General features: G+C 64.8%; 24 protein-coding genes. 5 read left to right on the forward strand and 19 right to left on the reverse strand.

What is annotated here, in order from left to right:
- Positions 1-198: 198 nt before the first annotated feature.
- Positions 199-5,091: a DUF4082 domain-containing protein gene (locus ACH488_RS17905; protein WP_397325895.1), complete on the forward strand. Its 4,893-nt coding sequence runs from the start codon at positions 199-201 to the stop codon at positions 5,089-5,091.
- 160 nt (positions 5,092-5,251) lie between these two features.
- Here the strand turns inward: ACH488_RS17905 and ACH488_RS17910 are convergent, their stop codons facing one another.
- The 9 genes from ACH488_RS17910 to coaD form a co-directional block, all read right to left on the reverse strand.
- A complete protein-coding gene (locus ACH488_RS17910) occupies positions 5,252-6,280 on the reverse strand; it encodes a TolB family protein (protein ID WP_397325896.1) in 1,029 nt (342 codons plus the stop codon).
- Complete coding sequence (locus tag ACH488_RS17915) at positions 6,277-7,563, reverse strand: MFS transporter (RefSeq protein ID WP_397325897.1); 1,287 nt, start codon at positions 7,561-7,563, stop codon at positions 6,277-6,279. The genes ACH488_RS17910 and ACH488_RS17915 overlap by 4 nt, the downstream gene beginning before the upstream one ends.
- A gap of 7 nt (positions 7,564-7,570) precedes the next feature.
- Complete coding sequence (locus ACH488_RS17920) at positions 7,571-8,269, reverse strand: hypothetical protein (RefSeq protein WP_397325898.1); 699 nt, start codon at positions 8,267-8,269, stop codon at positions 7,571-7,573.
- Positions 8,266-8,700: a phage holin family protein gene (locus ACH488_RS17925; RefSeq protein ID WP_397325899.1), complete on the reverse strand. Its 435-nt coding sequence runs from the start codon at positions 8,698-8,700 to the stop codon at positions 8,266-8,268. The genes ACH488_RS17920 and ACH488_RS17925 overlap by 4 nt, the downstream gene beginning before the upstream one ends.
- Positions 8,701-8,760: 60 nt before the next feature.
- Entirely contained in the window at positions 8,761-9,708 is a 948-nt protein-coding gene (gene mutM, locus ACH488_RS17930) for a bifunctional DNA-formamidopyrimidine glycosylase/DNA-(apurinic or apyrimidinic site) lyase (protein WP_397325900.1), read from the reverse strand.
- A 3-nt stretch (positions 9,709-9,711) separates the two neighbouring features.
- On the reverse strand, positions 9,712-10,440 hold the full coding sequence (gene rnc / locus ACH488_RS17935) for a ribonuclease III (protein ID WP_397325901.1): 729 nt from the start codon (positions 10,438-10,440) through the stop codon (positions 9,712-9,714).
- 23 nt (positions 10,441-10,463) lie between these two features.
- Positions 10,464-10,667, reverse strand: a complete 204-nt coding sequence (gene rpmF, locus ACH488_RS17940) for a 50S ribosomal protein L32 (RefSeq protein WP_207614841.1) — start codon at positions 10,665-10,667, stop codon at positions 10,464-10,466.
- 33 nt (positions 10,668-10,700) lie between these two features.
- Positions 10,701-11,228, reverse strand: coding sequence for a YceD family protein (locus ACH488_RS17945; protein WP_397325902.1), 528 nt, complete (start codon positions 11,226-11,228; stop codon positions 10,701-10,703).
- Between the two features lie 168 nt (positions 11,229-11,396).
- Positions 11,397-11,897 (reverse strand): pantetheine-phosphate adenylyltransferase, encoded by a 501-nt coding sequence (coaD, locus tag ACH488_RS17950; protein WP_397325903.1) that lies wholly within the window; start codon positions 11,895-11,897, stop codon positions 11,397-11,399.
- Positions 11,898-11,932: 35 nt separating this feature from the next.
- Between coaD and ACH488_RS17955 the strand changes: the two genes are divergently transcribed.
- Together ACH488_RS17955 and ACH488_RS17960 are read left to right on the forward strand one after the other, a co-directional pair.
- Positions 11,933-13,171 carry an aminotransferase class I/II-fold pyridoxal phosphate-dependent enzyme gene (locus ACH488_RS17955; RefSeq protein WP_397325904.1) on the forward strand — a complete coding sequence of 413 codons (1,239 nt, stop codon included), beginning with the start codon at positions 11,933-11,935 and terminating at the stop codon, positions 13,169-13,171.
- Positions 13,172-13,275: 104 nt separating this feature from the next.
- Positions 13,276-13,959 (forward strand): spermidine synthase, encoded by a 684-nt coding sequence (locus ACH488_RS17960; RefSeq protein ID WP_397325905.1) that lies wholly within the window; start codon positions 13,276-13,278, stop codon positions 13,957-13,959.
- Between the two features lie 33 nt (positions 13,960-13,992).
- Here ACH488_RS17960 and rsmD read toward each other — a convergent pair whose 3' ends face one another.
- Genes rsmD through thiL form a run of 4 tightly spaced genes read right to left on the reverse strand, consistent with a single transcriptional unit; the run spans position 13,993 to position 18,875 of the window.
- Positions 13,993-14,559 (reverse strand): 16S rRNA (guanine(966)-N(2))-methyltransferase RsmD, encoded by a 567-nt coding sequence (gene rsmD / locus ACH488_RS17965; RefSeq protein WP_397325906.1) that lies wholly within the window; start codon positions 14,557-14,559, stop codon positions 13,993-13,995.
- Between the two features lie 36 nt (positions 14,560-14,595).
- Positions 14,596-16,851 carry an ATP-dependent DNA helicase RecG gene (locus tag ACH488_RS17970; RefSeq protein WP_397325907.1) on the reverse strand — a complete coding sequence of 752 codons (2,256 nt, stop codon included), beginning with the start codon at positions 16,849-16,851 and terminating at the stop codon, positions 14,596-14,598.
- The gene (locus tag ACH488_RS17975) at positions 16,841-17,839 is read right to left on the reverse strand and encodes a DAK2 domain-containing protein (protein WP_397325929.1); all 999 of its coding nucleotides are present in this window, start codon (positions 17,837-17,839) and stop codon (positions 16,841-16,843) included. The genes ACH488_RS17970 and ACH488_RS17975 overlap by 11 nt, the downstream gene beginning before the upstream one ends.
- A gap of 22 nt (positions 17,840-17,861) precedes the next feature.
- Complete coding sequence (gene thiL / locus ACH488_RS17980) at positions 17,862-18,875, reverse strand: thiamine-phosphate kinase (RefSeq protein ID WP_397325908.1); 1,014 nt, start codon at positions 18,873-18,875, stop codon at positions 17,862-17,864.
- A gap of 83 nt (positions 18,876-18,958) precedes the next feature.
- Here thiL and ACH488_RS17985 point away from each other — a divergent pair, with 83 nt between their 5' ends.
- Positions 18,959-19,453, forward strand: coding sequence for a DUF3515 family protein (locus ACH488_RS17985; protein ID WP_397325909.1), 495 nt, complete (start codon positions 18,959-18,961; stop codon positions 19,451-19,453).
- Between the two features lie 103 nt (positions 19,454-19,556).
- On the opposite strand, the gene ACH488_RS17990 is transcribed toward ACH488_RS17985, so the two are convergent.
- The 6 genes from ACH488_RS17990 to leuC form a co-directional block, all read right to left on the reverse strand.
- Positions 19,557-20,696: a D-alanine--D-alanine ligase family protein gene (locus ACH488_RS17990; protein WP_397325910.1), complete on the reverse strand. Its 1,140-nt coding sequence runs from the start codon at positions 20,694-20,696 to the stop codon at positions 19,557-19,559.
- On the reverse strand, positions 20,696-21,748 hold the full coding sequence (locus ACH488_RS17995; RefSeq protein ID WP_397325911.1) for an NAD(P)H-dependent glycerol-3-phosphate dehydrogenase: 1,053 nt from the start codon (positions 21,746-21,748) through the stop codon (positions 20,696-20,698). Before ACH488_RS17995 ends, ACH488_RS17990 begins: the two co-directional genes overlap by 1 nt.
- Positions 21,745-22,530, reverse strand: coding sequence for a lysophospholipid acyltransferase family protein (locus ACH488_RS18000; RefSeq protein ID WP_397325912.1), 786 nt, complete (start codon positions 22,528-22,530; stop codon positions 21,745-21,747). Before ACH488_RS18000 ends, ACH488_RS17995 begins: the two co-directional genes overlap by 4 nt.
- A gap of 12 nt (positions 22,531-22,542) precedes the next feature.
- Positions 22,543-23,868, reverse strand: coding sequence for a UDP-N-acetylglucosamine 1-carboxyvinyltransferase (gene murA / locus ACH488_RS18005; RefSeq protein ID WP_397325913.1), 1,326 nt, complete (start codon positions 23,866-23,868; stop codon positions 22,543-22,545).
- 218 nt (positions 23,869-24,086) lie between these two features.
- The gene (gene leuD / locus ACH488_RS18010) at positions 24,087-24,686 is read right to left on the reverse strand and encodes a 3-isopropylmalate dehydratase small subunit (protein ID WP_397325914.1); all 600 of its coding nucleotides are present in this window, start codon (positions 24,684-24,686) and stop codon (positions 24,087-24,089) included.
- 10 nt (positions 24,687-24,696) lie between these two features.
- A complete protein-coding gene (leuC, locus tag ACH488_RS18015; RefSeq protein ID WP_397325915.1) occupies positions 24,697-26,148 on the reverse strand; it encodes a 3-isopropylmalate dehydratase large subunit in 1,452 nt (483 codons plus the stop codon).
- Positions 26,149-26,258: 110 nt separating this feature from the next.
- Here leuC and ACH488_RS18020 point away from each other — a divergent pair, with 110 nt between their 5' ends.
- Positions 26,259-26,978, forward strand: a complete 720-nt coding sequence (locus ACH488_RS18020) for an IclR family transcriptional regulator (protein WP_243541036.1) — start codon at positions 26,259-26,261, stop codon at positions 26,976-26,978.
- Positions 26,979-26,984 lie beyond the last annotated feature (6 nt).

The raw sequence follows: 26,984 nt of genomic DNA on the forward strand, positions 1-26,984 counted from the left end.
GTTCCGGTAATCCGGTTTGGTCTGAGGGTCCAATCGGTCCAACCGGGTTCCGGTCTGTGGTTCGGAACACGGGCACAGGTACCACCCAAGGTATTTCCAACTGAAGATCATGGTTTGACCCTGGCTGGGGAGCGGCAAGCGGGGAACGCGCTGTATGCGCGGTCCCGTCGTTGCAATAGGCGTACCCCAGGAGTTCAGATGCCCGGTCCTTCAGCTTCCCGGCCACTGCGGTTCTTCAAGGGCTTCTTCGTGCCCTTGTTGATCGCCATGTTCGCGTCATTGCTGCCGTTCACCGCCCCTGCGGCGGTGGCGGCAGATCCTTGTAACCCCGTGGTGAATGCCATAGCGTGCGAGAATTCGAAACCCGGCAGTCCGCCGTCGGAATGGGACATCACCGGAGCGGGCGACGACACCCTCCAGGGCTTCGCCACGGCCATGAGCGTCAACGCGGGCCAGCCCATCCAGTTCAAGGTGGACACCTCCGCCTCCAATTACACCATCGCCATCTACCGCACGGGCTGGTACGGCGGCAACGGTGCACGCAAGGTTGCGGACGTGACGCCGTCGGCCTTCAGGCAAAACCAGCCGGCCTGCCGAAGCGATCTGACCACCGAGCTGTACGACTGTGGGACGTGGGCCGTTTCTGCGACCTGGCAGGTGCCCGCCACGGCGGTTTCCGGCGTCTACATCGCTTTGCTGACCCGCCCTGATACCGGCGGGCAAAGCCACATCATCTTCATTGTGCGCAACGACGGCAACCGCTCGGCTGTGGTGTTCCAGACCTCGGACACCACCTGGCAGGCCTATAACACTTATGGCGGCGCCGACTTCTACCAGGGTGCCGTCAACGGACGCGCCTACAAGATCAGCTACAACCGGCCGATCGCTACCCGCGAGGGTCCCGACGGCCGCGACTTCTACTTCGCCAACGAATACCCGATGGTGCGCTTCCTGGAGCAAAACGGCTACGACGTCAGCTACATCAGTGGACTCGATACCGACACCCGGGGCGCCGAACTGCTCAACCACAAGGTATTCCTTTCGGTGGGCCACGATGAGTATGTGTCCGGCAACCAGCGGGCCAACATCACCGCAGCCCGCGATGCCGGGGTGAACCTCCAGTTCCTTTCCGGCAACGAAATGTACTGGCGTACCCGGTTCGAGCCTTCCAGCGTTGACGGCACCGCCGGGCGTACCTTGACGTCCTACAAGGAAACCTGGTCCAACGACAAGATCGATCCCAGCACCCAATGGACAGGAACGTGGCGCGACCCCCGCTTCGCGTCCCAGGCCAATGGCGGTGGGCTCCCCGAAAACGGGCTGACCGGCACCCTGTATATGTCCAATTTCTCCGACCTCCCCGTGACTGTCTCGGCCGAGGAAGGCAAGACGCGGCTTTGGCGCAATACGTCGTTGACTTCCATGGCCGCCGGCACCAAGACAGCCCTGGCCGCGCACACCGTGGGTTATGAGTCGGACGAGGACCTGGACAACGGCTTCCGGCCGGCGGGACTCGTCAGGCTGTCCACCACCACCGGCCCCGTGACCGAATACCTGCAGGACTTCGGCAACACTGTCAAGGCCGGCACCACAACCCACAACGTGACCCTGTACAAGGCCGCGAGCGGTGCACTGGTGTTCTCCGCCGGCAGCGTCCAGTGGACATGGGGCCTGGACCAGGAACACGATGGCAACGGTGCCCCCGCCGATGCCCGCATGCGCCAGGCCCAGGTGAACCTGTTCGCTGACATGGGGGCCCTGCCGGCAACCCTGGCATCCGGGCTCGTCGCCGCGACGGCGAGCGCCGATAAGACCGGCCCCACGGCAACCATCAACGCTCCGGCGAACGGGGCCACCATTGCCCACGGCGCCAGCGTAACGGTCACGGGAACGGCCACGGACGCCGGCGGCGGAGTAGTGGCCGGCGTCGAAGTCTCCACCGACGGCGGCGCCTCCTGGCACCCTGCCACAGGAAAGGCTTCGTGGAGCTACACCTACATCCAAAAGGGCCTCGCAACAGCCACGGTACAGGTGCGGGCAGTGGACGACAGCGCCAACATTGGCGCGATAGCCACGCGGAACCTGACCCTGAGCGGCCCGTATACGGTCTTCGGCCAGACTGTTCCGGCCACCGTGGATTCCGGTGACGGCGGCGCCTACGAAATGGGCATGCGGTTCACGCCGTCCGTGGACGGCTTCGTGACCGGCGTCCGGTTCTACAAGAGCACAGCCAACACCGGCACGCACATCGGTTCGCTGTGGAATGCCGCCGGTGCCCGCGTGGCCACTGCGACGTTCGCCAATGAGACCGCCTCGGGTTGGCAGACCGTGTTGTTCAGCCAGCCTGTTCCTGTGGCCGCCGGCCAGAAGTACACGGCTTCGTATTGGGCTCCGAGGGGCCACTACGCCACCAAGGACTTCCAATGGGCCTACTCCGGGTTCAACGATGCCCCGATGAAGGTTGCCGGGGGCTTCGGCGCCGAACCCGCGGGCGTGTACAGCACCTCTCAGGAATATCCGACGGCCAGCTTCAACGGCGGCAACTACTTTGTTGACGCAGTGTTCAGCACAACGGACACCTCGCCGTTGACCGTTTCAAGCCAAACACCCATCCCGTCGTCTTCGAGCGTTTCCGTCTCCACCACGGTAAGCGGTGTCTTCTCGAAGCCCGTCACTGCCGGCACGGTCCAGTTGACCGTCCGCACTGCCGCAGGCACGGCCGTTGCGGGCACCACAGCCTACGACGCCGTGGCCCGAAAGGCGACGTTCACGCCGTCGGCCGCTTTGGCCTTCAGTACGCAGTACAACGTGACGCTCGCCGCGACGGCCACCACCGGCGGCACGGTTACGTCCGGAGGGACGTGGCAGTTCACCACTGCCGCGACCGTTCCGCCACCGGGCTCGTGCCCGTGCAGCCTCTACAACGACAGCGTCACTCCCGGCATTGCGCAGATCCAGGACGGTGTGCCGTTGACGCTCGGAGTACGGTTCACCAGTGTCTCGGCCGGCCAGGTGACGGGCATCCGGTTCTACAAGTCGGCCGGCAACACCGGCACGCACACCGGCGCCCTGTACTCGGCCACGGGAACGCAGCTTGCCACGGTCACGTTCGCCAATGAAAGCAGCGCAGGTTGGCAGACGGCCATGTTCAGCCAGCCTGTCCAGATGGCGGCCAACACTGAATACATCGCCGCCTACAAGTCGCTGACGGGAACCTACTCGGCAACGAGCAACGGCTTCGGCTCAGGAATGAGCGTGGGTCCGCTGCGGACGGTCTCCGACGCCGGCGCCTACTCGTACAGCCAGGATTTCCCGAGTTCCCGTTCGACGGCGAGCTACCTCGTTGACGTCGTCGTGATGGTTTCGGCGCCGCCATTCACCGTAGGCAGCCAGTCGCCAGCGGCGGGCGCCTCCAGCGTCCCGCTGAACACACCGGTAAGCGGTGTCCTCTCGGAAGCAGCCTCGAATGTGGCTTTGGCCCTGAAGACGGCCAGCGGCACAACCGTTGCGGGTACGTCCGCCTACGACTCGGCAACCCGCAAGGTCACGTTCACGCCCACCAACCCGCTGGTGGCTGCGACGAGTTACACGGCAACGGTAACTGCCACGGCAACGTCCGGCACGCCGATCTCGGGGAACAGTTGGACCTTCACCACGGTGCCTGCACAAGGGACTCCCGGCGTGTGTCCCTGCACGCTCTACCAGGACACCTATACGCCCACCACTGCCGAAGTGAACGACGGCGTGCCGCTCGCCTTGGGCGTACGGTTCAGCAGCGACACTGCCGGCCAAGTCACGGGTATCCGCTTCTACAAGTCGACCGGAAACACCGGAACGCACACAGGATCGCTGTACACGCTGGCCGGACAGCAACTGGCCACGGTGACCTTCACGAACGAATCGAGCACGGGCTGGCAGACGGCAACGTTCAGCCAACCCGTGAGCATCCAGGCAGATACTGAATACATCGCCGCCTACAAGACTCCAACGGGCAAGTATTCGTACTCAAGCGGCGGATTCGGTGATGGCTTCACCAGTGGCCCGTTGCGGGTGGTTTCTGATTCCGGGACATACTCCTACAGCAGCGACTTCCCGAACACCGCTTCCACGGCAAGCTACCTCGTGGACCTTGTGTTCGCCCTTCCGGCACAACCCCTGAGCGTCACCGCCCAGGTACCTGCACCAGGGGCCACGGCGATTCCCACGGACGTGAAGCCATCAATCTCGTTCTCCACGGCGGTCAACCCGGGCGTCACGTTCACCCTGACGGCGAACGGATCTTCGGTGGCCGGCACTGCGGCGTTGTCCGCTGATTCACGGACGGTAACGTTCACCCCCGCAGCGGCCCTTCCGGCCAGCACCGTCATCACGGCCAACGTGTCCAACATCGCCAGCCCGCAAGGACAGACCCTGCCACCGAGCACCTGGCAGTTCACGACGGCGAGCGCGGCAGCCCAGCAAAGCACCATCTTCGGGACACTGGCCCCGCAGGTGGCGGCGTCCACCGACACCAAGTCGGTGGAGCTGGGCACTGCCTTCACCGTCTCCACGGCCGGCAACGTGACAGGTATCCGTTTCTACAAGGGCACCGGCAACACCGGGACCCACGTGGGGTCGCTGTGGAACTCGGCGGGAACGCGCCTGGCACAGGTGACGTTCACGAATGAATCAGCCACGGGTTGGCAGACAGCCACCTTGTCCACTCCGGTCGCCCTGTCTACAGGCCAGACGTACGTGGTGTCCTACCGGGCGCCCAACGGCCGCTACTCCTACACGCAGGGCTTCTTCAACACCACGTGGACCAGCGGTCCGTTCACCGCTTCGGGGCCCAACAACGGCCTGTACCGTTATGGGACCGGCGGCGTGATGCCGAACAGCTCGTGGAATGCCACCAACTACTTTGTAGACGTGGTGTATTCCACCGGCGGCCAGACGCAGTTGCAGGCTCCGGCGCAGACCCAGACGGCAACACCAACCCCGACGCCGACCCCCACGGCGACTGCTACGGCTACGGCAACGCCTTCACCCAGCCCTTCTCCCTCACCGACGCAGTCCGGTGGACTGTTCTGCGGCCTGTTGGGGATTTGCTGACACCCGGCCAGCGGGCCTCGTAAGCTGCCGGCGCCCGGTCCTTCCTGAACTCCAGGACCGGGCGCCGGCATGTGCCGTGCACGGGCATTTTGCCGGGCACCGCCGAGACGTTCAACCACCCCGCGGCGTAGGCTTCCACTTGGCTACCCGACGGCGGCCTTTACCTCACCACGCTGGGCGACCACGCATGGGCGATGAACAGGCCCGGCTGCGCGGCCGGGTCGGTACCCAGCTGCCAGATGTTGCTGTCCCCCTCGGTGGCCTCGTCAGCCAACCCATAGAGGACGGTGTTGTTGTCCAGCCACTCGATCTGGTCATCCACACTGCGCTTCTCCGACAGGACCGTTTCCTTGCCCGAGGCAAGATCCAGGATGGCCACCCGCCAGTGGGCGGTGAGCGGACCGGCGTCGTTCTTCTTATAGGCGATGCGCGTACCGTCCGGCGAGATGGACGGACACTCCACGTTGTCGTGGACGGCGGTGAGTGTCCTCGCGGAGAGGCTTCCCTTGACCAGCCAGATCCGCCCGGACGAGGCTGCAGTGGCGTAGAAGGTATCACTCTGCCCCGGGACGAACGTCACTCCCCACAGGTTCCTGTCGGTCGCCAGGAGCCGCTCGCCGTTGACCATCAGCGCGAAGTCCTCAAGGTTGCCCAGGCTGCCGGAGTCCTGCGTGATTTCGGTGGCGGTGGAGAATCCCGCGGTCGCATAGGAGTGCCCGGTGACGAACACCGTGGTGGCAATCAGTGAGCCATCCGGGCTGATCCGCGTACGGCTGGGGATGCCCGTCAGGGGCCAGGACCGTTGTTGCTGCCAGTCCCGGTTCAGGACGTCTGCTTCAAAGGCCGTCACCAGGCCGCGGTTGGCCTTGAGGCACACCACCTCGGAGGACGTGCCGTACACGCGGTCGCACGCTTGTTCACTCACGGCCCGGGTACCGCCCGGCGCTGACAACGGCACCGTTGCGGCGTTGCCGTAGCCCTGCCCGGCGGCCGTATTCCTGAACAGCACGAAGGGAACGGAAGGCAGCGTCTGGCCTGCGGTGACGCCAACTGATGGAGCTGCCGTCCGGCTTTCCTCAAAGCGCTGGTAGGCGTTCACTGCGTAGACCCCGGCCCCGGCCAGGACGAGGGCTGTCACCGCCAGGAGAATGCCCCAGCGCAGCCTCCCGCCGGTCAGCAGCGCGCTCATGCGCGGCCCACACGGGGACGGGCTCCGGGAAGGATGAACATGACGGCCACCACGGCGCAGGCGAGCAGGATCCCCGCCAGGAGGACAGCCGTCGAAGCGCCCACGGCGTACCACAACACACCGAAACCAGCGGACGCCGTCATCCTGGTCAGGGCCACCACGGTCTGGGCCGAAGCGATGCCGGTGGCCAGTTTTCCCTGTGGCGTGAGTTGGGCCGCCAGTGCCGCCAGCACGCCGTCCGTAGCGGCATAAAAGGCGCCGAGGAGGACGAGGCAGAGGATGGTGGCCCAGAGCCCGCCGAGGGGTGCAGCCGCCAACAGGTAGCACGCCAGCAGGGCGAGGTGTCCGGCGATGAACACCGGGACTTTGCCGAACCTGTCAGCGAGACGGCCCAAAGGAACGGCCAGCGCCAGGAAGGCCACGTTGGTGCCGACGAACAGGAGCGGGAACCATTGCACCGCGAAGGAGTCCCGGTCCTGGAGGACCAGGTAGATGAACCCGTCACCGATGGTCACCAAGCCCAGCAGGCCGGCGGCGATCAACAGCCGCCCGAGGCCCGGCTCTTTCAAGTGCTTCCAGGAGAAAGCGAAGATCCGGCGTTGCTCCTTGGGGAGCGCCTTGTCCAGCCCTCCTGCCCGCAGGTCCGGCACCACGAGGCCCAGGACGGTCACGCCAATCACGGCAAATGCCAGCGACACCACAAAGACGGTGCTGAAGCCGTTGGGAATGACCAGCAGCACCAGGAAGGCGATCAGTGGGCCTGCCGCCGCACCGATGTTATCCAGCATCCGGTGGATGCCGAAGGAGCGTGCCAGGTGTTCGGGTTGCGCGGACACCGTGATCAGCGCATCGCGGGGAGCAGTGCGGATTCCCTTGCCAATGCGGTCGCCCGTCACAATGGCGGCGATGGCCCAGAACCCGCCTGCGAACAGGAACCCGATCCTGGCCAGCATGGACAAGCCGTAGCCGGCCAACGCGATCCGTTTCGGGTGGCCGCTCCGGTCTGCGGCCCACCCCGCGGCAATCCGGACGATCGCGCTGGCGCCCTGGTTGATGCCGTCAATAAAGCCAAAGGCGATGGTGGACAGCCCCAAAAAGCCGGTCACATACAGCGGGAGGATGGCCGTGACCGATTCCGAGGAGACGTCCGTGACCATGCTGACAATGCCAAGCCAAATGATGATGGGCGACAAACGAAACGGCACCTCGTGGGGAAGTGCCGTCTGCATGCCTTCCGGCTTTTCCTTTTTGCCGCCGCTGCGATCGGAGAGAGAAATGTACATGGTGCCCCTAGTCCGCCGTCGAGTGCAAGCTGCCCAAAAGTTGGAACCTCGAGTTGCCGGTGCCCGTCGTCGACACGGACACGGTCACCGTATCGGTTCCCCGCACGAACCTCGCTGCGACGGCGCCATCGCCGGCAGGAGCGTCCTCCGACCAGAATCCGTGGGGAACCAAGGAGGCACGGAAGGAGTCCAGGACTGCCTGCTGGGTCTTGCCGACGATCCCGTCCGCAGAAACCTGCATGACGTCACCCGACGTCGAAATGCTGGTTGAGCCCACAGTGGTGCCTGCGGGGAGGGCCAGGATGTCGCTGGGCCAGCCGTCCACTACCTTGCCGCTCGCCGAGCCCGCAGGAGGCAGGCTTCCCTTGAGGAGTGGAGCCGGTGCCGACGGCGCAGGGAGCCCCGTGGGGGTGGAGGTCACGGGTGGAAGGACCTCGAGCGGTTTGGCGCTGGGCTGCGCCCCGGAACCTTCCGCTCCTGCCGAACTGCCCGACGTCGGACTTCCGGACGGCTGCTCACCGGCACCGGAGCCGGCGGTGCTCCCCGGGCCCGGGGTGGCGGACGACGATGCCGCCGGACTGGCGGAGGAGGATCCCTGGGCTGTGGTGGCCGAAGGCCGCATCGCCATCTGGTCAAGGACCACAGCGATCACCGCAATCACCAGGGCGAGGCCCAGTCCGGCAATCACCCACCGCCGGGCGTTCATGGCTTACCCGGACTTGCCGCGCCGCCCAGCAACTGGTGCGCCCGCGCTTCGAGGCCGTCGTCGACGAATTCGTAGATGAACGATGCCAACCAGATCACCACCGTTGCAGATATCCAGCCAACAGGGCCGTTGATGAGGAATCCATGGGAAAACATGCCGGTCGCCAGGAGAATCAGCACGGTGGCCACCAGTCCCGCAAGGACGGTGGCACCTTTGGTCACCAGCCGCGTCCTGGGGCGGCTGGTGCTTTGCGTGCGCCGACGGAACAGCCCAAGGACCAGGGGCTTGACCAGGATGGTGGCCGCAGTGAACACGATGACGGCCCAGAGGAACCCGGCGCCCAATCGGACCCCGGGTAAAACTGACGCCACCCACAAGGTGATGGCGTTGAAAACCAGTGCGATGGCGATTTTGACCGCCAAGCTTTTCATGGGGACAGTAAACCATTGCCATCCGGAATCCGGAACAGTTTTGCCCCTGTGAAACTCCGGTTACCAGCGCCCGTTCCGGGGACGCGGTTGGCACACCGGACACGTGTAGGAAGAACGGTTCATGAACTGTTCGCGCTTGATCATGGTGTGCAGGCCCACTGACTCGCAACGGCGGCACTTTTCGCCTTCCCGGCCGTACGCATTAAGGGAGCGCGCGAAGTAGCCGGAGTCACCGTTGACGTTGACGTACAGGGAATCGAAACTTGTCCCGCCGGCATCGAGTGCGGCACTCATGACCTCCCTGACGGCGTCCACCAGGCGCTCCGCATCGCCGCGCCGCAACTTGTCCGTTGGGCGGGCGTAGTGCATTTGCGCCAACCAGAGGGCTTCATCGGCGTAGATGTTGCCAATACCGGAGATGAGGGACTGGTCCAGGAGTGCCCGTTTGAGCCCGGTCCTCTTCGCCTTCAGCTTCCGGTAGAAGGTATCGAACGAGAAATGGGGGTCCAGTGGGTCACGGGCGATGTGGGCGGCTTCCTCGGCGATCTCCGGCAAGGGCGTCTCCCCCAAGCCACCGGGGCCGCCATCCGTGGTGGGAATCAGGGACGTCACGAACAGGCCGCCGAAAATCCGTTGGTCAACGAACCGCAACTGTTCCGGCATATCGTCGGCCGCGCTAAGCCTGATGCGGACCTTGAGGTGTTTTTCGTCCGGAACGTGGGGATCCTGCATGAGCAATTGCCCGCTCATGCCCAGGTGCGCCATGAGCGCCACCTTGGGAAGCGTCAGGTCTGCCCTGTCCATGGCCAGCGGCATCCACAGGAATTTGCCGCGGCGCACCACGTCCAACACCGTGGCATGTTCCAGGTTCCCAATGAAGTCCTCCGCACCCAGCGCATGCCGGCGGATGGAGCGGGGGTCGATGACGTCCACACCGGTGATGCGGCGGCCGCGTACCCAACGGGCCAGCCCGCGACGCACCACTTCTACTTCGGGAAGTTCAGGCATGGGTCAGGCGGAGGCCGGCCCGGCCGCAGCTTCCTGGCCTGCCGGGCTCTGTTCCGGCGCGTTCAGGGCACGCCACGCATCCGCCGCGGCCTCCTGCTCGGCTTCCTTCTTGGAGTGGCCGGATCCGCGGCCATACGGTGTACCGCCGATAATCAGGACGGCTTCGAAGGTGCGGGCGTGGTCCGGCCCGGAACCTTCCACGGCGTAGTGGATGGCGCCGAGCTGCCTGCTGGCCGTCAGTTCCTGGATGCTGGTCTTCCAGTCGGTACCTGCACCGAGGGCTCCGGCGTCCTTGAGCAGCGGACCCACCAAGCGCATGACCAGCTGGCGGGCGGTCTCCATGTCATTGGAAAGATACGTGGCGCCGATCAGGGCTTCCATGGTGTCGGCGAGGATGGACGCCTTGTTCTTGCCGTCGGTCAGCTTTTCGCCTTGGCCGAGGTAGATGAACTCGCCAACGCCAAGTGTCCGGCCGATGCCGGCCAGGGCGCGCGTACTGACGACGGCGGAGCGCCTCTTGGCGAGTTCGCCTTCGGGGAGCTCGGGGTGCTCGCGGTACAAGGAATCGGTAACGGAGAATCCCAGGATGGAGTCGCCGAGGAACTCAAGGCGCTCATTGGTGGGGATACCCCCATTCTCGTACGCGTAAGAGCGGTGTGTCAGAGCAAGACGAAGCGTCTCGGTGTCAATGAAGACACCGAGACGCTTCAGAAGCTCTTCAGTTGAAGACATCCTTTGTCAGCCTGTGCGGCAGATCAGGCGTCTGCGACCTTGCGGCCCTTGTATTCAAGGAACAGCGCGGTGCCGGCGGAGTCGGTAACGACCTTTGCCTGGTGCGGCAGGCTGTAAACGACCTGACCGTTTTCGATGGTCTTGACCAGGGCGGGGGCAGTTGCCTTCCACTGGGCACGACGTGCGCGTGTGTTTGCGCGAGACATTTTCCGCTTGGGAACAGCCACGGCTATCTCATTTCTCTCTTAGTCCAACAGTTACTAATCAGTTTGCCGGTCAGTCTTAGCCAGATCAGCTAGGGCAGCCCAGCGAGGGTCCAGGACCTCGTGGTGGTGCCCCGGCTCGTCTTCCAGGCGCACTCCGCATTCGGAGCAAAGGCCCTGGCAGTCTTCCCGGCACACCGGCTGGAACGGCAGCATGGTGACTACTGCGTCCCGCAACACCGGCTCAAGATCGATCAGATCGTGCTCGACTCGACGTTGCTCTTCATCGTCTTCTTCGGCTGAAAGCTCTTCGCCTTCGTAGAAGAAAAGTTCTTGCACATTGACCTCAAGGTCATACGCAAGGGGATCCAGGCATCGACCGCACTCACCGGTTACGCCGACGATTGCGGTTCCAGATACCAAGATTCCTTCGTGTACGGCCTCAAGCCGAAGATCCAGCTCGACATCCGAGCCTTCCTTCACACCAATGAGTGCCACACCAAGATCACTTGGTGCAGGTACATGCTCCTTGAGCGTTCGCATGGTCCCGGGACTGCGTCCAAGGTCCTTGACTACCAGCGCCAAGGGCGAACTTGCATCTCGTTTAATGAGAACTCCTGTAGAACATATGACCGACGTACCATCTTAGCCTGATCACGCTTGAGGACTCAAACCGGCGCCGCGCACGCCAAAGGGCTCGGGACATCGGTGGGGAATCCTCCGGCAGGGGGCTGCGAAGGCACGGGTTAGAGACTACCCGTTACGCGGCAGTTCTGCCGGAGGCTCGCCCGCAAGGAGCCGCCTGAGGACGGATTTGGGAACGAAATCGGAAATATCGCCGCCCAGGGCGTTGATTTCCTTGATCAGGGTGGAAGACAAGTGCACGTAATGGGCTTCTGCCGGAAGGAACACGGTCTCGACGCCGGAAAGTTGCCGGTTCATGGTGGCCATGGGCAACTCGTAGTCGAAGTCCGAGGACGACCGCAGGCCCTTGACGATGGCCGAGACACCACGTCGGCGGCAATATTCGGCCAGGAGCCCTTCGCCCATGGGCTCCACGATGATTCCCCGCAACGACGCAAGGGTTTCGCGGGCCATTTCCATCCGGTCCTCAAGGCTGAACCGGTATTTCTTGGCGTAGTTGGTGGACACGGCCACGATGACTTCGTCGAACAACCCGGCGGCGCGGGCGATCACTTCGAGATGGCCGTTGTGTATCGGGTCAAAGGATCCTGGGCATACCGCGCGTCTCATGAGTCGAACCTACCCCAAAGCTTCACCGGGATACCATGGCTGACATGTCACCGGCAGGAAGCAGCGCACCAGTCCACACAAGCACTCCCTGGCAGCGGGCCGCGACGGGCGCCAACCTGCTGGCGCCCGATGGGAAGCTCGGCGTGACGATCTTCGAGGAGATGACCACCTTGGCCATGTCCACGGGCGCCATCAACCTGGGCCAGGGCTTCCCCGATGAGGACGGACCCGCCGAAATGAAGGCGGCGGCGCAGGCCGCGATCGCCGAAGGCGCCAATCAATATGCGCCGGGGAAGGGCATCCCGCAATTGCGCGAAGCCGTCGCCCACCACCAGGAGCGCTTCTACGGCCTGGCCCCGGATCCGCTCACCGAGGTGGTCATTACCACCGGCGCCACCGAGGCCATCGCCGCGTCCCTGCTGGCGTTCGTCCAGCCCGGCGACGAAGTCCTGACGTTCGAGCCGTTCTACGACTCGTACGGCGCGATCATCGGCCTGGCAGGTGCCACGCATGTGACCGCTCCCCTGCTGGCCCCAGACTTCCAGCCGGACCTTGAAGCCTTGGAGCGCGCGTTCAGCCACCGCACCAGGGTGGTCCTCCTGAACAACCCCCACAATCCCATGGGCTCGGTGTTGACCCGCGAGGCGCTGGCCAAAGTAGTGGAACTCGCCACGAAGTACGACGCCATCATCGTCAGCGACGAAGTCTACGAACACCTGACCTTCGGGGTGGCCCACCTTCCGGTTGCCACGCTGCCCGGTGCCGCCGAACGGACCATCACCATCTCCTCCGCCGGAAAGACCTTCTCCTTCACTGGATGGAAAATCGGCTGGTTGAGTGGTCCTGCGGAGCTGGTAGCGGCTGCCCGCACGGTCAAGCAGTTCCTCAGTTACAGCTCCGGCACACCGTTCCAGAGCGCAGTGGCGGTGGGGCTCGCGCTGCCGGACAGCTTCTACGCGGAAATCGCAGGCACACTGCAGCACAAACGCGATATTCTTGCCGAAGGCCTCCGGGCTGCAGGATTTGGGGTCTACATCCCCAGCGGAACCTACTTCATCAACGTGGACACGGCCCCGTTGGGAATCAGCGATGCAGTGGATCTGGCACGACGACTCCCGGACCTGGTGGGCGTCGCTGCCATTCCGGTTCCGGTCTTCTGCCATCAGGAAGGAGCCGAACGCACCCGGAGCCTCCTGCGCTTCGCCTTCTGCAAGAAAACCGAGGTTCTCCAGGAAGCGGCGTCACGACTCGCAACGTTGAAGGACCGGCTCTGAACCGCCCCGACGGCGGCCGCGGGGCCACCCGCTTCCTCCGTGCAAGCGGCGTCCACGCCAGCATCGAGGCTGACACCCTGGTACCCGGCAGCTACATCCTCAGCATGGGCGGCGCCGAACAATCCCACGTTAATCTGGCCAACCCATCGGAGATCTTCTACGAGTACCTGCGGCGGATCGGCCACGTGGTGGACCTTGCAGCGGCCCCTGGAGCGCCCGTTTCCGCCCTCCACCTCGGTGCGGGAGCTTTGACGCTGGCCCGCTACATCCAGGCAACGCGTCCGGGCTCCAGGCAGCACGCCGTGGAACTCGAACGGGAGCTGCTGGACTTCGTCCTCCACCAGTTGCCCATGCCGGAGGGGACACGGCTCACGACGCATATCGCCGACGCCCGGGCCGCCTTGGCGGAGCTTCCTGCCGAACTGCGTTTCGACGTCGTCATCCTTGATATCTTCTCCGGCCCGGACGCTCCGGCCCACATTGCCTGCACCGGCTTCTATGAAGAGGCGGCTCAGCGGCTCAATCCGCACGGAGTGCTGATAGTGAACGTGGGCGACGAACCAGCACTCACCTTGGTGCGCAGCCAGGTGAAAGCCATGCGGGAAGCGATGGCTGACGTTGCAGCCTTCGCCGAAACCGGAATGTTCGAGGGCCGGTATCCGGGCAACATCATCCTGGTGGGGACGCAAACGAGGTGGTCTCCGGATTGGACGTCCGAGCTCCTCGCCCGTGGACCCCACCCGGCCACCGTCCTGACTGGCGTAGACCTGGACAAGATCTCCGGCTAGGCGGGTTCTTCCGGATGGGGCAATGCCGGATCCTCAGGCAGGCTCGGCGAACCACAGCATTGTCTCGCCGTACTTCTTGTCCGCGAAGCATTCCAGGGCTTCCGGCCACGTGGGTTCGGCGCTCCGGGATGAGCGTTCCACCACCACCACGGCACCTTCGTCCAGGTGGGGCGCCAGCTTGGCCAGGACCGCACTGAGCGCGGGTTCCTCCAAGGGATAGGGCGGGTCGAGGAACACGAGGTCCCACAAAACAGCCTCGCCGGCGCGTTCCAGGAAGGACTCCACCTTGGAACGGTGGACGGAGACCTTCTTGCCGCCCAGGACCTGGTTGACCATATCCGCATTGCGCTGGCAGATGTCGCTGGCTCGGCCATCGAATTCAACCAGTTCAACGCTCCGCGCTCCCCGGCTGGCACTTTCGATGCCCAGGGAGCCCGAGCCGGCGTAGAGGTCCAGCACCCGTGCGTCGTCAATCACGGCCAGCGACTCCAGCCGCGAAAAGAGCGCTTCCTTGACCCGGTCCGTCGTGGGCCTGGTGGCGGTACCGGGCACACTGGTGAGCGGGTTTCCTCCGGCGACGCCGGCGATGACCCGGCTCATGCCAGGCCTCCGGGCACCAGCCGGGTTCCACTGTTGCTAACCGCGTTCAAGGAACGCCTCCTTTTCGGGATTCAAGTACTCGTCAATGGCTGCAGCCAGTGCCGGCTGACGATCCAGGGACGGATCCCCGGAAACCAAAGCCTGTGCGTCCGCACGGGCACGGGCAATCAGGTCCTCGTGTTCCAGGACGCGCAGCAATTTGAGGGTGGAGCGGCCGCCCGACTGCGAAGCCCCGAGGATGTCCCCCTCGCGCCGCAGCTTCAGGTCTTCCTGGGACAACTCAAAACCGTCGGTGGTGGACGCGACGGCATCCAACCGGCGACGGCTGGGGTGCCCGGGTTCCAGGGTGGTGACCAGGAGGCACGTCCCGGGCAGTCCGCCACGGCCAACGCGGCCACGCAACTGGTGCAGCTGCGAGATGCCGAAGCGGTCGGCGTCGAGGATCACCATGAGGGTGGCGTTGTGGACATCGACGCCCACCTCGATCACGGTGGTGGAGACCAGCACCTTGGTTTCATTGGCTGCGAAGGACGCCATGGTTTCCGACTTCAGCTGCGGATCCTGCCGCCCATGCAGCGGCGCCAGGGGCACGCCGGCCAGCGACGGCTCCTCCAGGAGGCTCTCGACGACGGCGGTCACCGAGGCGAGTTCGCGGGACGGACCTTCCTCTGACAATTCGGCGTCGGTAGGTTCCTTTTCTCCGGGGCTGAAGTCGCCGTCGTCGTCCGAACCGATTTTGGGGCAGACCACGTAGACCTGGTGCCCGGCTTCAACTTCTTCCCGTGAGCGCTTCCAAATCCGGTCCACCCATCCGGGGTTTTCCGCCAGGCCCACTACATGCGTGGAGATGGGAGCGCGGCCCGCGGGCAATTCATCCAGGATGGACGTCTCAAGATCACCAAAGACCGTCATGGCGACCGTCCGGGGAATGGGCGTGGCGGTCATAACCAACAAATGGGGTGGCCGCAGCGCCTTGGCCCGCAGGGCATCACGCTGCTCCACGCCAAAACGGTGCTGTTCATCCACCACGATCAGGCCGAGGTCCTGGAAGCTCGTCTTGTCGCTCAAGAGTGCGTGCGTACCGATGACTATCCCGGCGTTGCCGGAGGCGGCGTCGAGCATGGCCTGTTTCCGTGCCGCGGTTGGCATGGAACCCGTCAGGAGCGTGACCTGGACCCCTTGCTGCCCGGTGTCCCCTCCGAGCATTCCGGCGCCGCCGAACAGTTGGTCCCGTGCCAGCGGTCCCAGGGTCCGTCGAATGGAATCGAAGTGCTGGGCAGCGAGCACCTCCGTGGGAGCCAGCAGTGCGGCCTGGCCCCCGGCGTCCACTACCTGGAGCATCGCCCGGAGGGCAACGATCGTCTTTCCGGAACCCACCTCGCCTTGCAGGAGCCGGTTCATGGGGGTGTCGCGGGCGAGCTCTTCGGACAGCGTCTTGCCCACCGTGGCCTGGCCGGCAGTCAGGGTGAAGGGCAGGTTCCGGTCAAACTCCGCCAGCAGTCCCCCGGCAGCCGGGCGCCGGGCTGTCGCTTCCTCGGCAGCCAACTGTGCCCGCCGCCGGGCCAGGGCCGTTTGCAGGACCAGCGCCTCTTGGTACCGGAAACGGCCCTGGGCCCGCTGCCAGTCCTTGGCAGTCTCCGGTGAATGGATCAAGCGGTAGGCATCGGCCACGCTCAGCAGGCCGTCCCTGGCAACGACGGATTCGGGGAGCGGATCAGCCAGAGCATCGAGGTCCAGGGTTTCCAGCAGTGCTGTGATGACCTTGTGGATGGACCAGCTGGTGAGCTTGGCAGTGGCCGGGTAGACCGGGATGGGCATGGCCGCAAGCTTCTCGGGATCGATTGAACCCTCAGCGTCGGGGTCTTCATCCAGCAGGAGGAAATCCGGATTGGTCAGGCCCAAGGCGCCGGCGTACCGCGTGACCTTCCCGGAGAACAAGGCCCGGCGGCCCTGCAGGAGCTCGGCCTTGGCACGGAATCCGTTGAAGAAACTGACCTTCAAGGTGCCGGGAACCTGGCTCCCACCGGCCTCGTCCGTCACCACGATGTCCGTGATGGAACCACGGCGTGCGCGCATCTGCCGGGTGCTGTTGGAAACCACCCGGGCAATCAGCGTCACTTCCTCGTCGAGGGGAAGGTTGCTGATGGGCGTCAGCTCCCCACGGTTGAGGTACCTCCGCGGAAAGTAGTTGAGCAGGGAGCCGGTGGTCCGCAGTCCAAGGTGCTTTTCAATGACGGCCGCGGAGCGCTTTCCGATCCTGCGTTCAAGCGGCAATTCCACTTCAGTCGTCATGCCCGCCCATTGCGTCGCGTGGCAGGGCCAACTGGCTGACCGCTATGTCCGTGGGCTCGCCCAAAGAACGGATCAGTGCCACGGCTGGTTCAGGATCCGGAACGTGGACGTGGACCCGCCACCGGTAGCTGGCATCCACCGGGGAATCGTCGTCGTCGTCTTCGTTCCGCGAGGCACCGCCCACCTGGCTCATGATGACGGAGTCGCCCATTTCGTCCAGGCGCTGGCGCAGGATGGCAGCGTTCAAAGGGGAAAGCTCAATGGTGCACATGACCTCCACCCCGTCATCGGCAGGCATGTGCTCGTGGATATGTGGATCCTGGAGTTTGTAGCCGTGCAAGCCGTCCAGGAGTTCGTCCTGCAACTCTTCACCGAGCACGGCCGAACGCAGGCAGTCCAGCACCAGGAGCATGCCAACGCCACCGGCATCCACCACCCGTGCTTCATGGAGCGGAGCGAGCTCGTCCTCGGTACGCACCACAGCCTGGTATGCGGCCTCAACAGTGGCATCCAGTGCCAGGCCGAGTGCGTGGTTGCTGTCGTCGCCGTTCTGGGTTGCGTCCACGGCCTGTGCCGCATGCGCGGCCGCTTCCAGGACGGACAGCATGGTGCCGGATACCGGTTCGCTCAACGCGGACCAGGCCCGGATCTGCGCCCGGTTCAGGGCCGTGGCAAGCAACGGGGCGCTCAGCCTGGACTTGCCCGCCAGCGGCTCTGCCGCCGCACAGAGGAAGACGGCGAAGAGTGTTCCCGAATTGCCCCTTGCCTGTTCCATGGCAGCCTGCCCGGCCCGGGCCAGCACGGAGCCAACGTCGTTTCCGGTGTCAGGGGCCTCCGGGCCGTTACCCAGCGCGCCAGCCGCGGCGCGGACCGTGAGATACAAGTTGGTTCCGGTATCGCCGTCGGCGACGGGGAAGATGTTGATCGCATTGAGGCGGTCGCTGTGGTTGCCGAGGACCACCTCAGCCTTGCCGAGCCAACGCTTCATGGCGTGCGCATTCGCTGCGATCTTAGTCTGCAAAGTGATCCCATCCCACGGTGTCAGCAGCCTGCCCGGCAATCCGGACGCCGTCGCCTTGTGACCCGGCAACCGCCTGAACTGAGCCTATCGCAGTGAAGCCGTCAGGTAACTGGATATCTGCTGGGAAGGTGGCCAGCAAACCATGGTCTTCTCCTCCACCCACCACCCACGGCATGGGATCCTGGCCAAGCAACGCAGCGACGGGTTCCAAGGCAGCGGCATAGCCCTTCAACGCCACGGGATCAAAGTCGAAGACGGCGTTGCTCGCAGCGGCGAGCCGGCCGGCGTCGCGCATTAACCCATCCGAAATGTCCATCATGGCCGTGGCACCGGCACGGGCAGCCAGCGGTCCGGCAGCCAGGGGCGGGGTGGGCCTGCACTGGCTGTCCGCCAGGGACCGCTGCTCCGCGGTCCACTCGGTGACGGGAACGTGGCTCTCCAGCAGTGCCAGACCGGCAGCCGCGCGCCCCAGCGTCCCGGCCACCGCCACGACGTCCCCGGCGCGGGCGCCCGAACGCAGCACGGGCTCCAGGCCACCCAGTGAACCCACGACGGCGACTGTCACCGCGATCTCCCGGCCACGGCCGAGGTCGCCACCGGACACCGAACAATCCGGTGCTCCGAGGGCAACGATGACGGCGGTGAGACCGTCGGCGAAATCCTCCACCCAGGCCACTGGCGTGGCTGGTGGCATGGTGAGGCTGACCACCAAGGACGTAGCTTGGCCGCCCATCGCGTTGATGTCGCTCAAGTTCTGCGCGGCGGCCTTCCAGCCGACGTCGAAACCTGTTGTCCGGTAACCGCTGTTCCAGGCAAGGCGGAAATCCTGGTCCTGGGTCTGCGTATCGATGGAGATGAGGGTGCGGCCATCCGGAGCGGCCACCATGGCGGCGTCGTCCCCCGGCCCCAGGAGGATGCTGGCGCTGGTGTTCAAGCGCGGAAAAATCCGGGAAAGGAGCTGGGACTCGCTCACGTGGGCGACTGTCAATGGTTCAGCTGTCAATGGTTCAGCTGGCAACTGTTCTGCGGGCACGCTCCTACGCTATCGCGGGCAACCGACAGAATAATGCGGGATAGGCTGGACTGATGCACCGAAAGACCCTTCGCCGGACAGCGGCGGCCCTTGCCGTGTCCGGAATTGCCGCTCTTGCCTTGTCTGCCTGTTCTCCCGCCGTGGACGTCTCTCCGGCCGCCGACGCCGCCAATCCCGCGTGCGCGCCCATGATGGTGGCGCTTCCGGACAGGATCGGCGATGCGGCATTGCGCAAGACCAACAGCCAGGCGACGGCGGCGTGGGGGGATCCTTCGCAGGTCATCCTGAGGTGCGGGGTGAACGTTCCGGGCCCCACTACCGACCGTTGCGTCAGCGTCAACGACATTGATTGGGTCATCAAGGAAGGCGATCCCTACTACACCCTCACCACGTACGGCCGGGAGCCTGCCACCGAAATCCTCATGGATCCGGACAAGATCAGTTCGGCCACGGTGCTGGCAGATCTTGCCAACGCAGCGGGCAAAATCAAGGCGATCCGCCAGTGCGTGGGCCAGGAAGACCTGCAGGACCTGCCGTCCACCAAGTAGGGCGGCCGGCAGGTTCCCTTGGTTTAGCGGAGTCCGGTGTGGCTCAGCGGAGTCCGGTGTGGCTCAGCGGAGTCCGGTGTGGCTCAGCGGAGTCCGGTGTGGCTCAGCGAAGTCCGGTCTTGCGGGTCAGCGCCAACTGGATCAGTTCGTCAATCAGGTCAGCGTAGGCGAGGCCGGAGGCGGCCCACATCTGCGGGTACATGCTCTTGGGCGTAAACCCGGGCATGGTGTTGATCTCGTTGATGATCAACCCGCCCGAGGGCGTGTAGAAGAAGTCCACCCGGCTGAGTCCTTCGGCTCCTACGGCGTCGAACGCGACGGCGGCCAGCTCCCGGACCCGGGCAATGGCTTCCTCCGGCATGTCGGCAGGGCAGCTCAGGGCTGCGGCGCCATCCTCCACGTACTTCGCGGCGAAGTCATAGAACTGGTGCTCTCCCGCGGCCACGGCGATCTCGCCGGGCATGGAGGTCCTGGGAGCATCCGTGCCGCGGCCCTGCAACACAGCACATTCGATTTCGCGGCCCACAATGCCCGCTTCGATGACCAGCTTCAGGTCATGGCGGCGGGCCTCTTCGATGGCCGCGTCCAGCCCTTCCAGGGAATCGACCTTGGAAATGCCCATGGACGATCCCGCGCGGGCGGGCTTGACGAAGACCGGGTAGCCAAGCTTGTCCACGCGCTTGCGCACGGCCTCGGCGTCGGTGAGCCATTCACGGTCCGTCACGGCGACATAGGGGCCAACCGTCAGTCCGGCGGCCTCGAAAACCACCTTCATGAAGTGCTTGTCCATGCCCACGGCCGATGCCAGGACTCCGGCGCCGACGTAACGGGTGTCCGAAAGTTCCAGGAGCCCCTGGACGGTCCCGTCCTCGCCCCACGGACCATGCAGCAGGGGGAAGACGACGTCCACGGAACCAAGCTCCTGGGGGACCGCGTTGGGCTCGGTCACAATAAGCTGGTGCGCTCCGCCGATTTCGGCCAGGGTGACGGTCTTGTCCGAGGCGGCCACCTCCGGCAGCGCTGCCGAGCTCAGGGACCACTGGCTGGTGTCCCCGGAAGCGAGGACCCATTGCCCGGACTTGGCGATGCCGATGGGCACAACGTCGTATTTGGTGGTGTCGATGGCCCCCATGACGCCGGCGGCGGTGACACAGCTGACCGCATGTTCGCTGGACCGTCCGCCAAAAAGGATGGCAACGCGGGGCCGCCGGCCTGCTGCGGGAGTGGTTTCTTCAGTGGCCATCAGTAGTCGCCTTCGGACTTCAGTGCCCGGGCCAGCAGTCGTGGGCCCAGGTCATCAACGGACATCTTGCCTTCAAGAACCGCAACAACAGCCGCGGTAATAGGCATCTCAACATTCAATTTGCCGGCCAGTTCGTGCACGGCAGGACCGGACTTGATGCCCTCGGCTGTTTGGGTCATGTGCTCCGAAACCTGTTCAAGGGACAATCCTTCGCCCAGGAGGCGACCTGCGGTGTGGTTCCTGGACAAGGCTGACGAGCACGTGGCCACGAGATCGCCGAGCCCGGCAAGGCCGGCCATGGTGTGGGCCTCGCCGCCGAGCGCCAGGGCCAACCGGGAGGTCTCCGCCAGGCCACGCGTGATGACGGAGGCCTTGGTGTTGTCCCCCATCTGCTTGCCCTCACAAATGCCCACGGCCAAGGCGATCACGTTCTTGACGATTCCGCCGATCTCCACGCCAATAACGTCGGTGCTGGTATAAGGGCGGAAATAGGGAGCCGTGCAGCACAGCGCGATGGCTGCGGCCGTTTCCGCGTCGCTGCAGGCAACCACGGACGCGGTTGGCTGTTCCCTGGCGATTTCCATGGCCAGGTTGGGGCCGGACACGACGGCCACGCGGGAAGCGGGGATCCCCAGTTCCTGGGCGATCACCTCGCTCATGCGGGCATCACTGCCAAGCTCCAGGCCCTTCATGAGGGACACCACAACGGCGTTTGGTTCCAGCAGCCGCTTCCACTCCCCCAGTTGGGGCCGGAGCGACTGCGCCGGGACGGCCAGGACCACCAGGCCCGCACCCTGCAGGACTTCTGCCACATCGGTGGACGCAGTAACACTGTGCGGAAGTTCAATGTCCTTCAGGTACTGTCCGTTGCGGTGCGATGCATTGATGTCCGCCACGACTTCGCCGCGGCGGCCCCACACCTGGACGGTGCGGGCGGCGCCAGTGGCGGCCGCCGCGTCCGCGAGGACCTTGGCAAACGTGGTGCCCCATGAGCCTGCGCCCAGGACAGCTACCTTGTCCGGGGCGGGGATGGCAGGTTCAGGAAGGGTCATTTGCCGCCCTCGGATTCAGCAGGCCTGTCCTGGCTGGCCTCGGCTCCGCGTTCAACGAAGCGTCCGTGCTTGCTCTGTTGGTGGACAGCCGGATCCCAGCGCTGGGCCGGCGGCTCCTCACCGCGGAGCGTCGCCAGGAGTTCCGTCACCGCATCCATGATGACGTCGGTTGCCTCGGTCAGGGTGGTCCGGTCCATGGGCCGGTCCGCGAACGCACTCAAGTCAACAGGTTCACCGATCAGGACCCGCACCGTTTTACGCGGGAAGATGTGGAAGCGCTTGGCGTACCGGGGAAAGACTTCATGGGCACCCCAGTGGGCCATGGGTACCACCGGAGCGCCTGTTTGCAAGGCCAGGCGGGCCGCCCCGGTGTGGCCCTTCATGGGCCACAGATCCGGGTCCCTTGTCAGGGTGCCCTCCGGGTAGATGATGATGGCGCCACCGGCGTCCACTACCTCTTTGGCGACCTGCAGCGAACGGTTGGCACCCGCCGTCGAGCGTTCCACGGGGATCTGGCGGGTGGCCTTCAAGAGGGCACCCACCACGGGCGCCTTGAACAGCCCGGACTTCGCCAGGAAGTGCGGTGGACGTTTCTGGTTGTAGAGCATGTGGCCGATCACGATGGGGTCGATCTCGGTGCAGTGGTTCGGGGCTGCGATGAAGCCACCCGCGGGAAGCTTCTCCGTGCCCTCCCACTTCTTGGCCATCAGGATATTCATCAATGGACGCGCGATGCTTGCCAGCAACACGAACGTGGCACGGCTCTTGGCCGATTCCTTCAAAGGGGTCCCCTGCTACTTGGTGGTGGTGATGTCGAAATCGGCGCCCAGGCCGGCGAGCTTTTCGGTGAAGCGCTCGTAGCCGCGGTTGATGATGTCAATGCCTGTGACCCGGGAGGTTCCCGTGGCTGCCAACGCGGCAATGAGGTGGCTGAAGCCGCCGCGGAGGTCGGGGATGTCGATCTCGGTTCCGCGCAGCGGCGTGGGTCCGGAGATCACGGCTGAATGGAGGAAGTTGCGCTGGCCGAAGCGGCAGGGAACGCTGCCCAGGCACTCGCGGTGCACCTGGATGTTGGCACCCATGCGCGCCAGGGCGTCGGTGAAGCCAAAGCGGTTCTCGTAGACGGTCTCGTGCACGATGGACACGCCTTCGGCCTGCGTCAGCGCCACCACGAGAGGCTGCTGCCAGTCGGTCATGAAGCCCGGGTGGACGTCCGTTTCCAGCACCAAGGGCGTGAGCTTTCCACCGGGGTGGTAGAAGCGGATGCCGTCGTCGCCGATGTCCATTCCGCCGCCCACCTTGCGGTAGGTGTTCAGGAACGTCATCATGTCCCGCTGCGAGGCGCCTTCGACGAAGATGTCGCCACGGGTGACGAGCGCGGCTGAAGCCCACGACGCCGATTCGTTGCGGTCCGCGAGGGCGCGGTGGTTGTAGCCGCGGAGGTCCTTGACGCCCTCAATGCGGATGGTGCGGTCTGTCTGGACACTGATGATGGCGCCCATCTTCTGCAGCACGGCAATGAGGTCGATGACCTCCGGTTCGGTGGCCGCACCGGAGAGTTCGGTGATGCCTTCCGCGCGGGTGGCGCTGAGGAGCACCTGTTCCGTGGCGCCAACCGAGGGATACGGCAGGGAAATCTTCGCGCCATGGAGGCCGTGCGGGGCGGAGATGTGGATGCCACCGGGGCGCTTTTCCACCACTGCGCCGAACTGCCGCAACACGTTCAGGTGGTAATCGATGGGACGGTCGCCGATCTTGCAACCGCCGAGGTCCGGAATGAACGCCTCACCGATCGCGTGGATCAGTGGCCCGCACAGCAGGATCGGGATCCGGGAATCCCCGGCGTGCGCATCGATGGCCGTGCTGGACGCCGTCTTGGCGTCCTTGGGGTCCAGCGTCAAGTCGCCCGTCGCGGGGTCCTTGGCCACGGTGACGCCGTGGAGCTGCAGGAGGCTGGTGACAACCTCCACGTCCTTGATCTCCGGCACGTTCCGCAGCACCGACGGTTCGCTGCCCAGCAGCGCCGCAACCATGGCCTTGGGTACAAGGTTCTTGGCCCCGCGCACGGTCACTCGTCCAGTCAAAGGGACCCCACCGCGGATTGTCAGAACACTACTCATCTATACCGGTTTCCTCACGACTACTCGCCCCCCATACTTTCAAAGGCTCCAGCTAAGCATAGAAGCTCGCGTTACCGAACCGAAATGCAACGGCAGCGCGGCGGGGATATCCCCGGCCTTGCGTGGGTCCATGAAAAAAGACCGGCAGGCCCTTCGGAAAGGGCTGTCCGGTCTTCTTTCAGGGTGTATTCCACCCCCTGGCGCGTGCCGCGCAGGCTTCAGCTTTTCGCGGGAAGCGTGGTCGGCTTGAAGGATGGCCGGCCGGCCTCGTACGCGGTGATGTCTTCTTCGTGCTGCAGGGTCAGGCCGATGTCGTCGAGGCCTTCCAGGAGGCGCCAGCGGGTGTAGTCGTCAATCTCGAACGGTGCCACGACGTTGCCGCATTCCACCGTCTTGGATACCAGGTCCACCTTCACTTCGGCGCCCGGATTGTTCTCCAGGACCTTCCAGATGAGTTCGATGTCATCCTGGGCCACCTGGGCGGCGAGGAGGCCCTGCTTCCCGGAGTTGCCGCGGAAGATATCGGCGAAGCGGGAGGACAGGACGGCCTTGAAACCGTAGTCCTTGAGCGCCCACACAGCGTGTTCGCGCGAGGATCCCGTACCGAAGTCCGGTCCGGCCACCAAAACGGAACCTGCGTTGAAGGGAGCCTGGTTGAGGATGAAGGATTCATCCTTGCGCCATGCGGCAAAAAGGGCGTCTTCAAAACCCGTGCGGGTGATGCGCTTGAGGTACACAGCAGGAATGATCTGGTCCGTGTCCACGTTGCTCTGGCGCAGCGGGACGCCGATGCCGGTGTGGGTAGTGAATGCTTCCATGGGAATCCTCCTAGACTGCGGTTCCGGTCAATGTGCCTGCAGAGGCCGGTTCAAGGTCCGACGGCGAGCTCAAGGTGCCGCGGACAGCTGTGGCTGCAGCCACCACGGGAGAGACCAGGTGGGTTCGGCCGCCCTTGCCCTGCCGGCCTTCGAAGTTGCGGTTGGACGTTGATGCGCACCGCTCCCCCGGCTCCAGCTGGTCCGGGTTCATGCCCAAGCACATGGAGCAACCGGCGAAGCGCCACTCGGCACCGAAGTCCTTGAACACTTTGTCCAGGCCCATGGCTTCGGCTTCCAGGCGGACACGGGCGGAACCGGGAACCACCAGCATGCGCACGTTCGGGTCCTTCTCACGGCCACGGATGATGTCCGCAGCCGCGCTGAGGTCCTCGATGCGCGAGTTGGTGCAGGAGCCCAGGAATACCGTGTCCACGCGGATGTCCTTCATGGGGGTTCCCGCCTCGAGGCCCATGTACGTCAGCGCGCGCTCTGCGGCGAGTTTGGTGTTCTCGTCGCCGAAGTCCTCGGGAGAGGGAACCTTGGCGGAGAGGGACACACCCTGGCCGGGGTTGGTTCCCCAGGTCACGAACGGTTCCAGCGTGTTGGCATCCAGGTCCACCTCGACGTCGAACGTCGCGTCCTCATCGGTGTGGAGCGTGTTCCAGTATTCGACGGCGGCATCCCAGTCGGCGCCTTCCGGCGCGTGCGGACGGCCCTGCATGTAGTCGTAGGTGGTCTGGTCCGGAGCCACCATGCCGGCGCGTGCTCCGGCTTCGATGGACATGTTGCAGATGGTCATGCGGGCATCCATGGACAGAGCACGGATGGCCGAACCACGGTACTCCAGGACGTAGCCCTGGCCACCGCCGGTACCGATCTTGGCAATGACGGCCAGGATAATGTCCTTGGCCGTGACACCGGGGCGCAGAGTGCCTTCGACGTTGATGGCCATGGTCTTGAAGGGCTTCAGGGACAGGGTCTGGGTGGCCATGACGTGCTCCACCTCGGAGGTGCCGATGCCCATGGCGAGGGCCCCGAAAGCGCCGTGCGTGGACGTGTGCGAGTCACCACAGACCACTGTCATGCCGGGCTGAGTCAAGCCGAGCTGCGGGCCGACAACGTGGACGATGCCCTGTTCCTTGTCGCCCAGGGAGTGCAGGCGGACGCCGAACTCCTTGCAGTTGGCGCGCAAGGTCTCGATCTGCGTCCGGCTGGTGAGGTCCGCGATCGGCTTGTCGATATCCAGCGTCGGGGTGTTGTGGTCCTCGGTGGCGATGGTGAGGTCCACGCGGCGCAGCTTGCGGCCGGCCAGGCGCAGGCCTTCGAAAGCCTGCGGGGATGTCACCTCGTGGACCAGGTGCAGGTCGATGAAAAGAAGATCGGGCTGGGCATTGGCTCCTTCGCCTTCACCCTTGCGCACAACATGCGCGTCCCAGACTTTCTCGGCCAGTGTCTTTCCCACGGCCTGCTCCCTTCACTGTTGGTTGTTCTGCATCCACTGAATCAGCACGGCTGCCAAATAGACCAGTGAAACAACTTGCATCTCAGATATTGAGACGGCAATATCATTACATGGACAATTCTAGTGGAGTCGGTGTCATTGATAAAGCGGCCCAGGTACTGGACGCGCTCGAGGCAGGGCCCACCACGCTCGCACAACTCGTTGCCGCCACCGGCCTGGCCAGGCCCACGGTCCATCGACTCGCGCTGGCACTCGTGCACCACCGTCTGGTGAGCCGCGACATCCAAGGGCGTTTCGTCCTGGGCAGCCGCCTCGTGGAACTCGCCTCCGCCGCCGGAGAAGACCGGCTCATCGCCTCCGCAGGTCCTGTCCTCATTCAGCTGCGCGACGCCACCGGGGAGAGCGCCCAGATCTTCCGCAGGCAAGGCGACTGGCGCGTTTGCGTGGCATCCGCCGAACGCCCCATCGGCCTTCGCGACACCATTCCGGTGGGAACCCAATTGTCCATGAAGGCCGGCTCCGCCGCCCAGGTGCTGCTCGCCTGGGAAGACCACGACCGCCTCCTTGAAGGACTGCAGAACGCGCGGTTTACGCCCACCGTCCTGGCGGGAGTACGACGCCGGGGCTGGGGTCAGAGCCTCGGCGAACGCGAGCCGGGGGTCGCCTCGGTTTCGGCTCCGGTCCGCGGGCCGTCTGGCCGCGTCATTGCCGCCGTCTCCATCTCGGGACCGATCGAGCGCCTCACCCGCCAGCCGGGCCGGCTCCACGCCGAAGTGGTGTGCAATGCGGCCCGGGTACTCACCGAAGCCCTGCGCAAGAGCAACGACTGACCCACG

This window comes from Paenarthrobacter sp. NPDC018779, from assembly GCF_044391085.1.
GTDB lineage: Bacteria > Actinomycetota > Actinomycetes > Actinomycetales > Micrococcaceae > Arthrobacter.

Excerpts from the sequence above, each read along its gene's own strand:
- rnc (WP_397325901.1), bottom strand. The coding sequence starts at position 10,440 with ATGTCTTCAACTGAAGAGCTTCTGAAGCGTCTCGGTGTCTTCATTGAC.
- ACH488_RS17970 (WP_397325907.1), bottom strand. The coding sequence starts at position 16,851 with ATGACGACTGAAGTGGAATTGCCGCTTGAACGCAGGATCGGAAAGCGC.
- ACH488_RS17925 (WP_397325899.1), bottom strand. The coding sequence starts at position 8,700 with ATGAAAAGCTTGGCGGTCAAAATCGCCATCGCACTGGTTTTCAACGCC.
- ACH488_RS17920 (WP_397325898.1), bottom strand. The coding sequence starts at position 8,269 with ATGAACGCCCGGCGGTGGGTGATTGCCGGACTGGGCCTCGCCCTGGTG.
- ACH488_RS17975 (WP_397325929.1), bottom strand. The coding sequence starts at position 17,839 with ATGAAGCGTTGGCTCGGCAAGGCTGAGGTGGTCCTCGGCAACCACAGC.
- ACH488_RS18020 (WP_243541036.1), top strand. The coding sequence starts at position 26,259 with ATGGACAATTCTAGTGGAGTCGGTGTCATTGATAAAGCGGCCCAGGTA.
- ACH488_RS17955 (WP_397325904.1), top strand. The coding sequence starts at position 11,933 with ATGGCTGACATGTCACCGGCAGGAAGCAGCGCACCAGTCCACACAAGC.
- murA (WP_397325913.1), bottom strand. The coding sequence starts at position 23,868 with ATGAGTAGTGTTCTGACAATCCGCGGTGGGGTCCCTTTGACTGGACGA.
- mutM (WP_397325900.1), bottom strand. The coding sequence starts at position 9,708 with ATGCCTGAACTTCCCGAAGTAGAAGTGGTGCGTCGCGGGCTGGCCCGT.
- ACH488_RS17960 (WP_397325905.1), top strand. The coding sequence starts at position 13,276 with ATGGGCGGCGCCGAACAATCCCACGTTAATCTGGCCAACCCATCGGAG.
- coaD (WP_397325903.1), bottom strand. The coding sequence starts at position 11,897 with ATGAGACGCGCGGTATGCCCAGGATCCTTTGACCCGATACACAACGGC.
- ACH488_RS17985 (WP_397325909.1), top strand. The coding sequence starts at position 18,959 with ATGCACCGAAAGACCCTTCGCCGGACAGCGGCGGCCCTTGCCGTGTCC.
- ACH488_RS17910 (WP_397325896.1), bottom strand. The coding sequence starts at position 6,280 with ATGAGCGCGCTGCTGACCGGCGGGAGGCTGCGCTGGGGCATTCTCCTG.
- ACH488_RS17995 (WP_397325911.1), bottom strand. The coding sequence starts at position 21,748 with ATGACCCTTCCTGAACCTGCCATCCCCGCCCCGGACAAGGTAGCTGTC.
- leuD (WP_397325914.1), bottom strand. The coding sequence starts at position 24,686 with ATGGAAGCATTCACTACCCACACCGGCATCGGCGTCCCGCTGCGCCAG.
- rsmD (WP_397325906.1), bottom strand. The coding sequence starts at position 14,559 with ATGAGCCGGGTCATCGCCGGCGTCGCCGGAGGAAACCCGCTCACCAGT.
- ACH488_RS17990 (WP_397325910.1), bottom strand. The coding sequence starts at position 20,696 with ATGGCCACTGAAGAAACCACTCCCGCAGCAGGCCGGCGGCCCCGCGTT.
- ACH488_RS17915 (WP_397325897.1), bottom strand. The coding sequence starts at position 7,563 with ATGTACATTTCTCTCTCCGATCGCAGCGGCGGCAAAAAGGAAAAGCCG.
- ACH488_RS17905 (WP_397325895.1), top strand. The coding sequence starts at position 199 with ATGCCCGGTCCTTCAGCTTCCCGGCCACTGCGGTTCTTCAAGGGCTTC.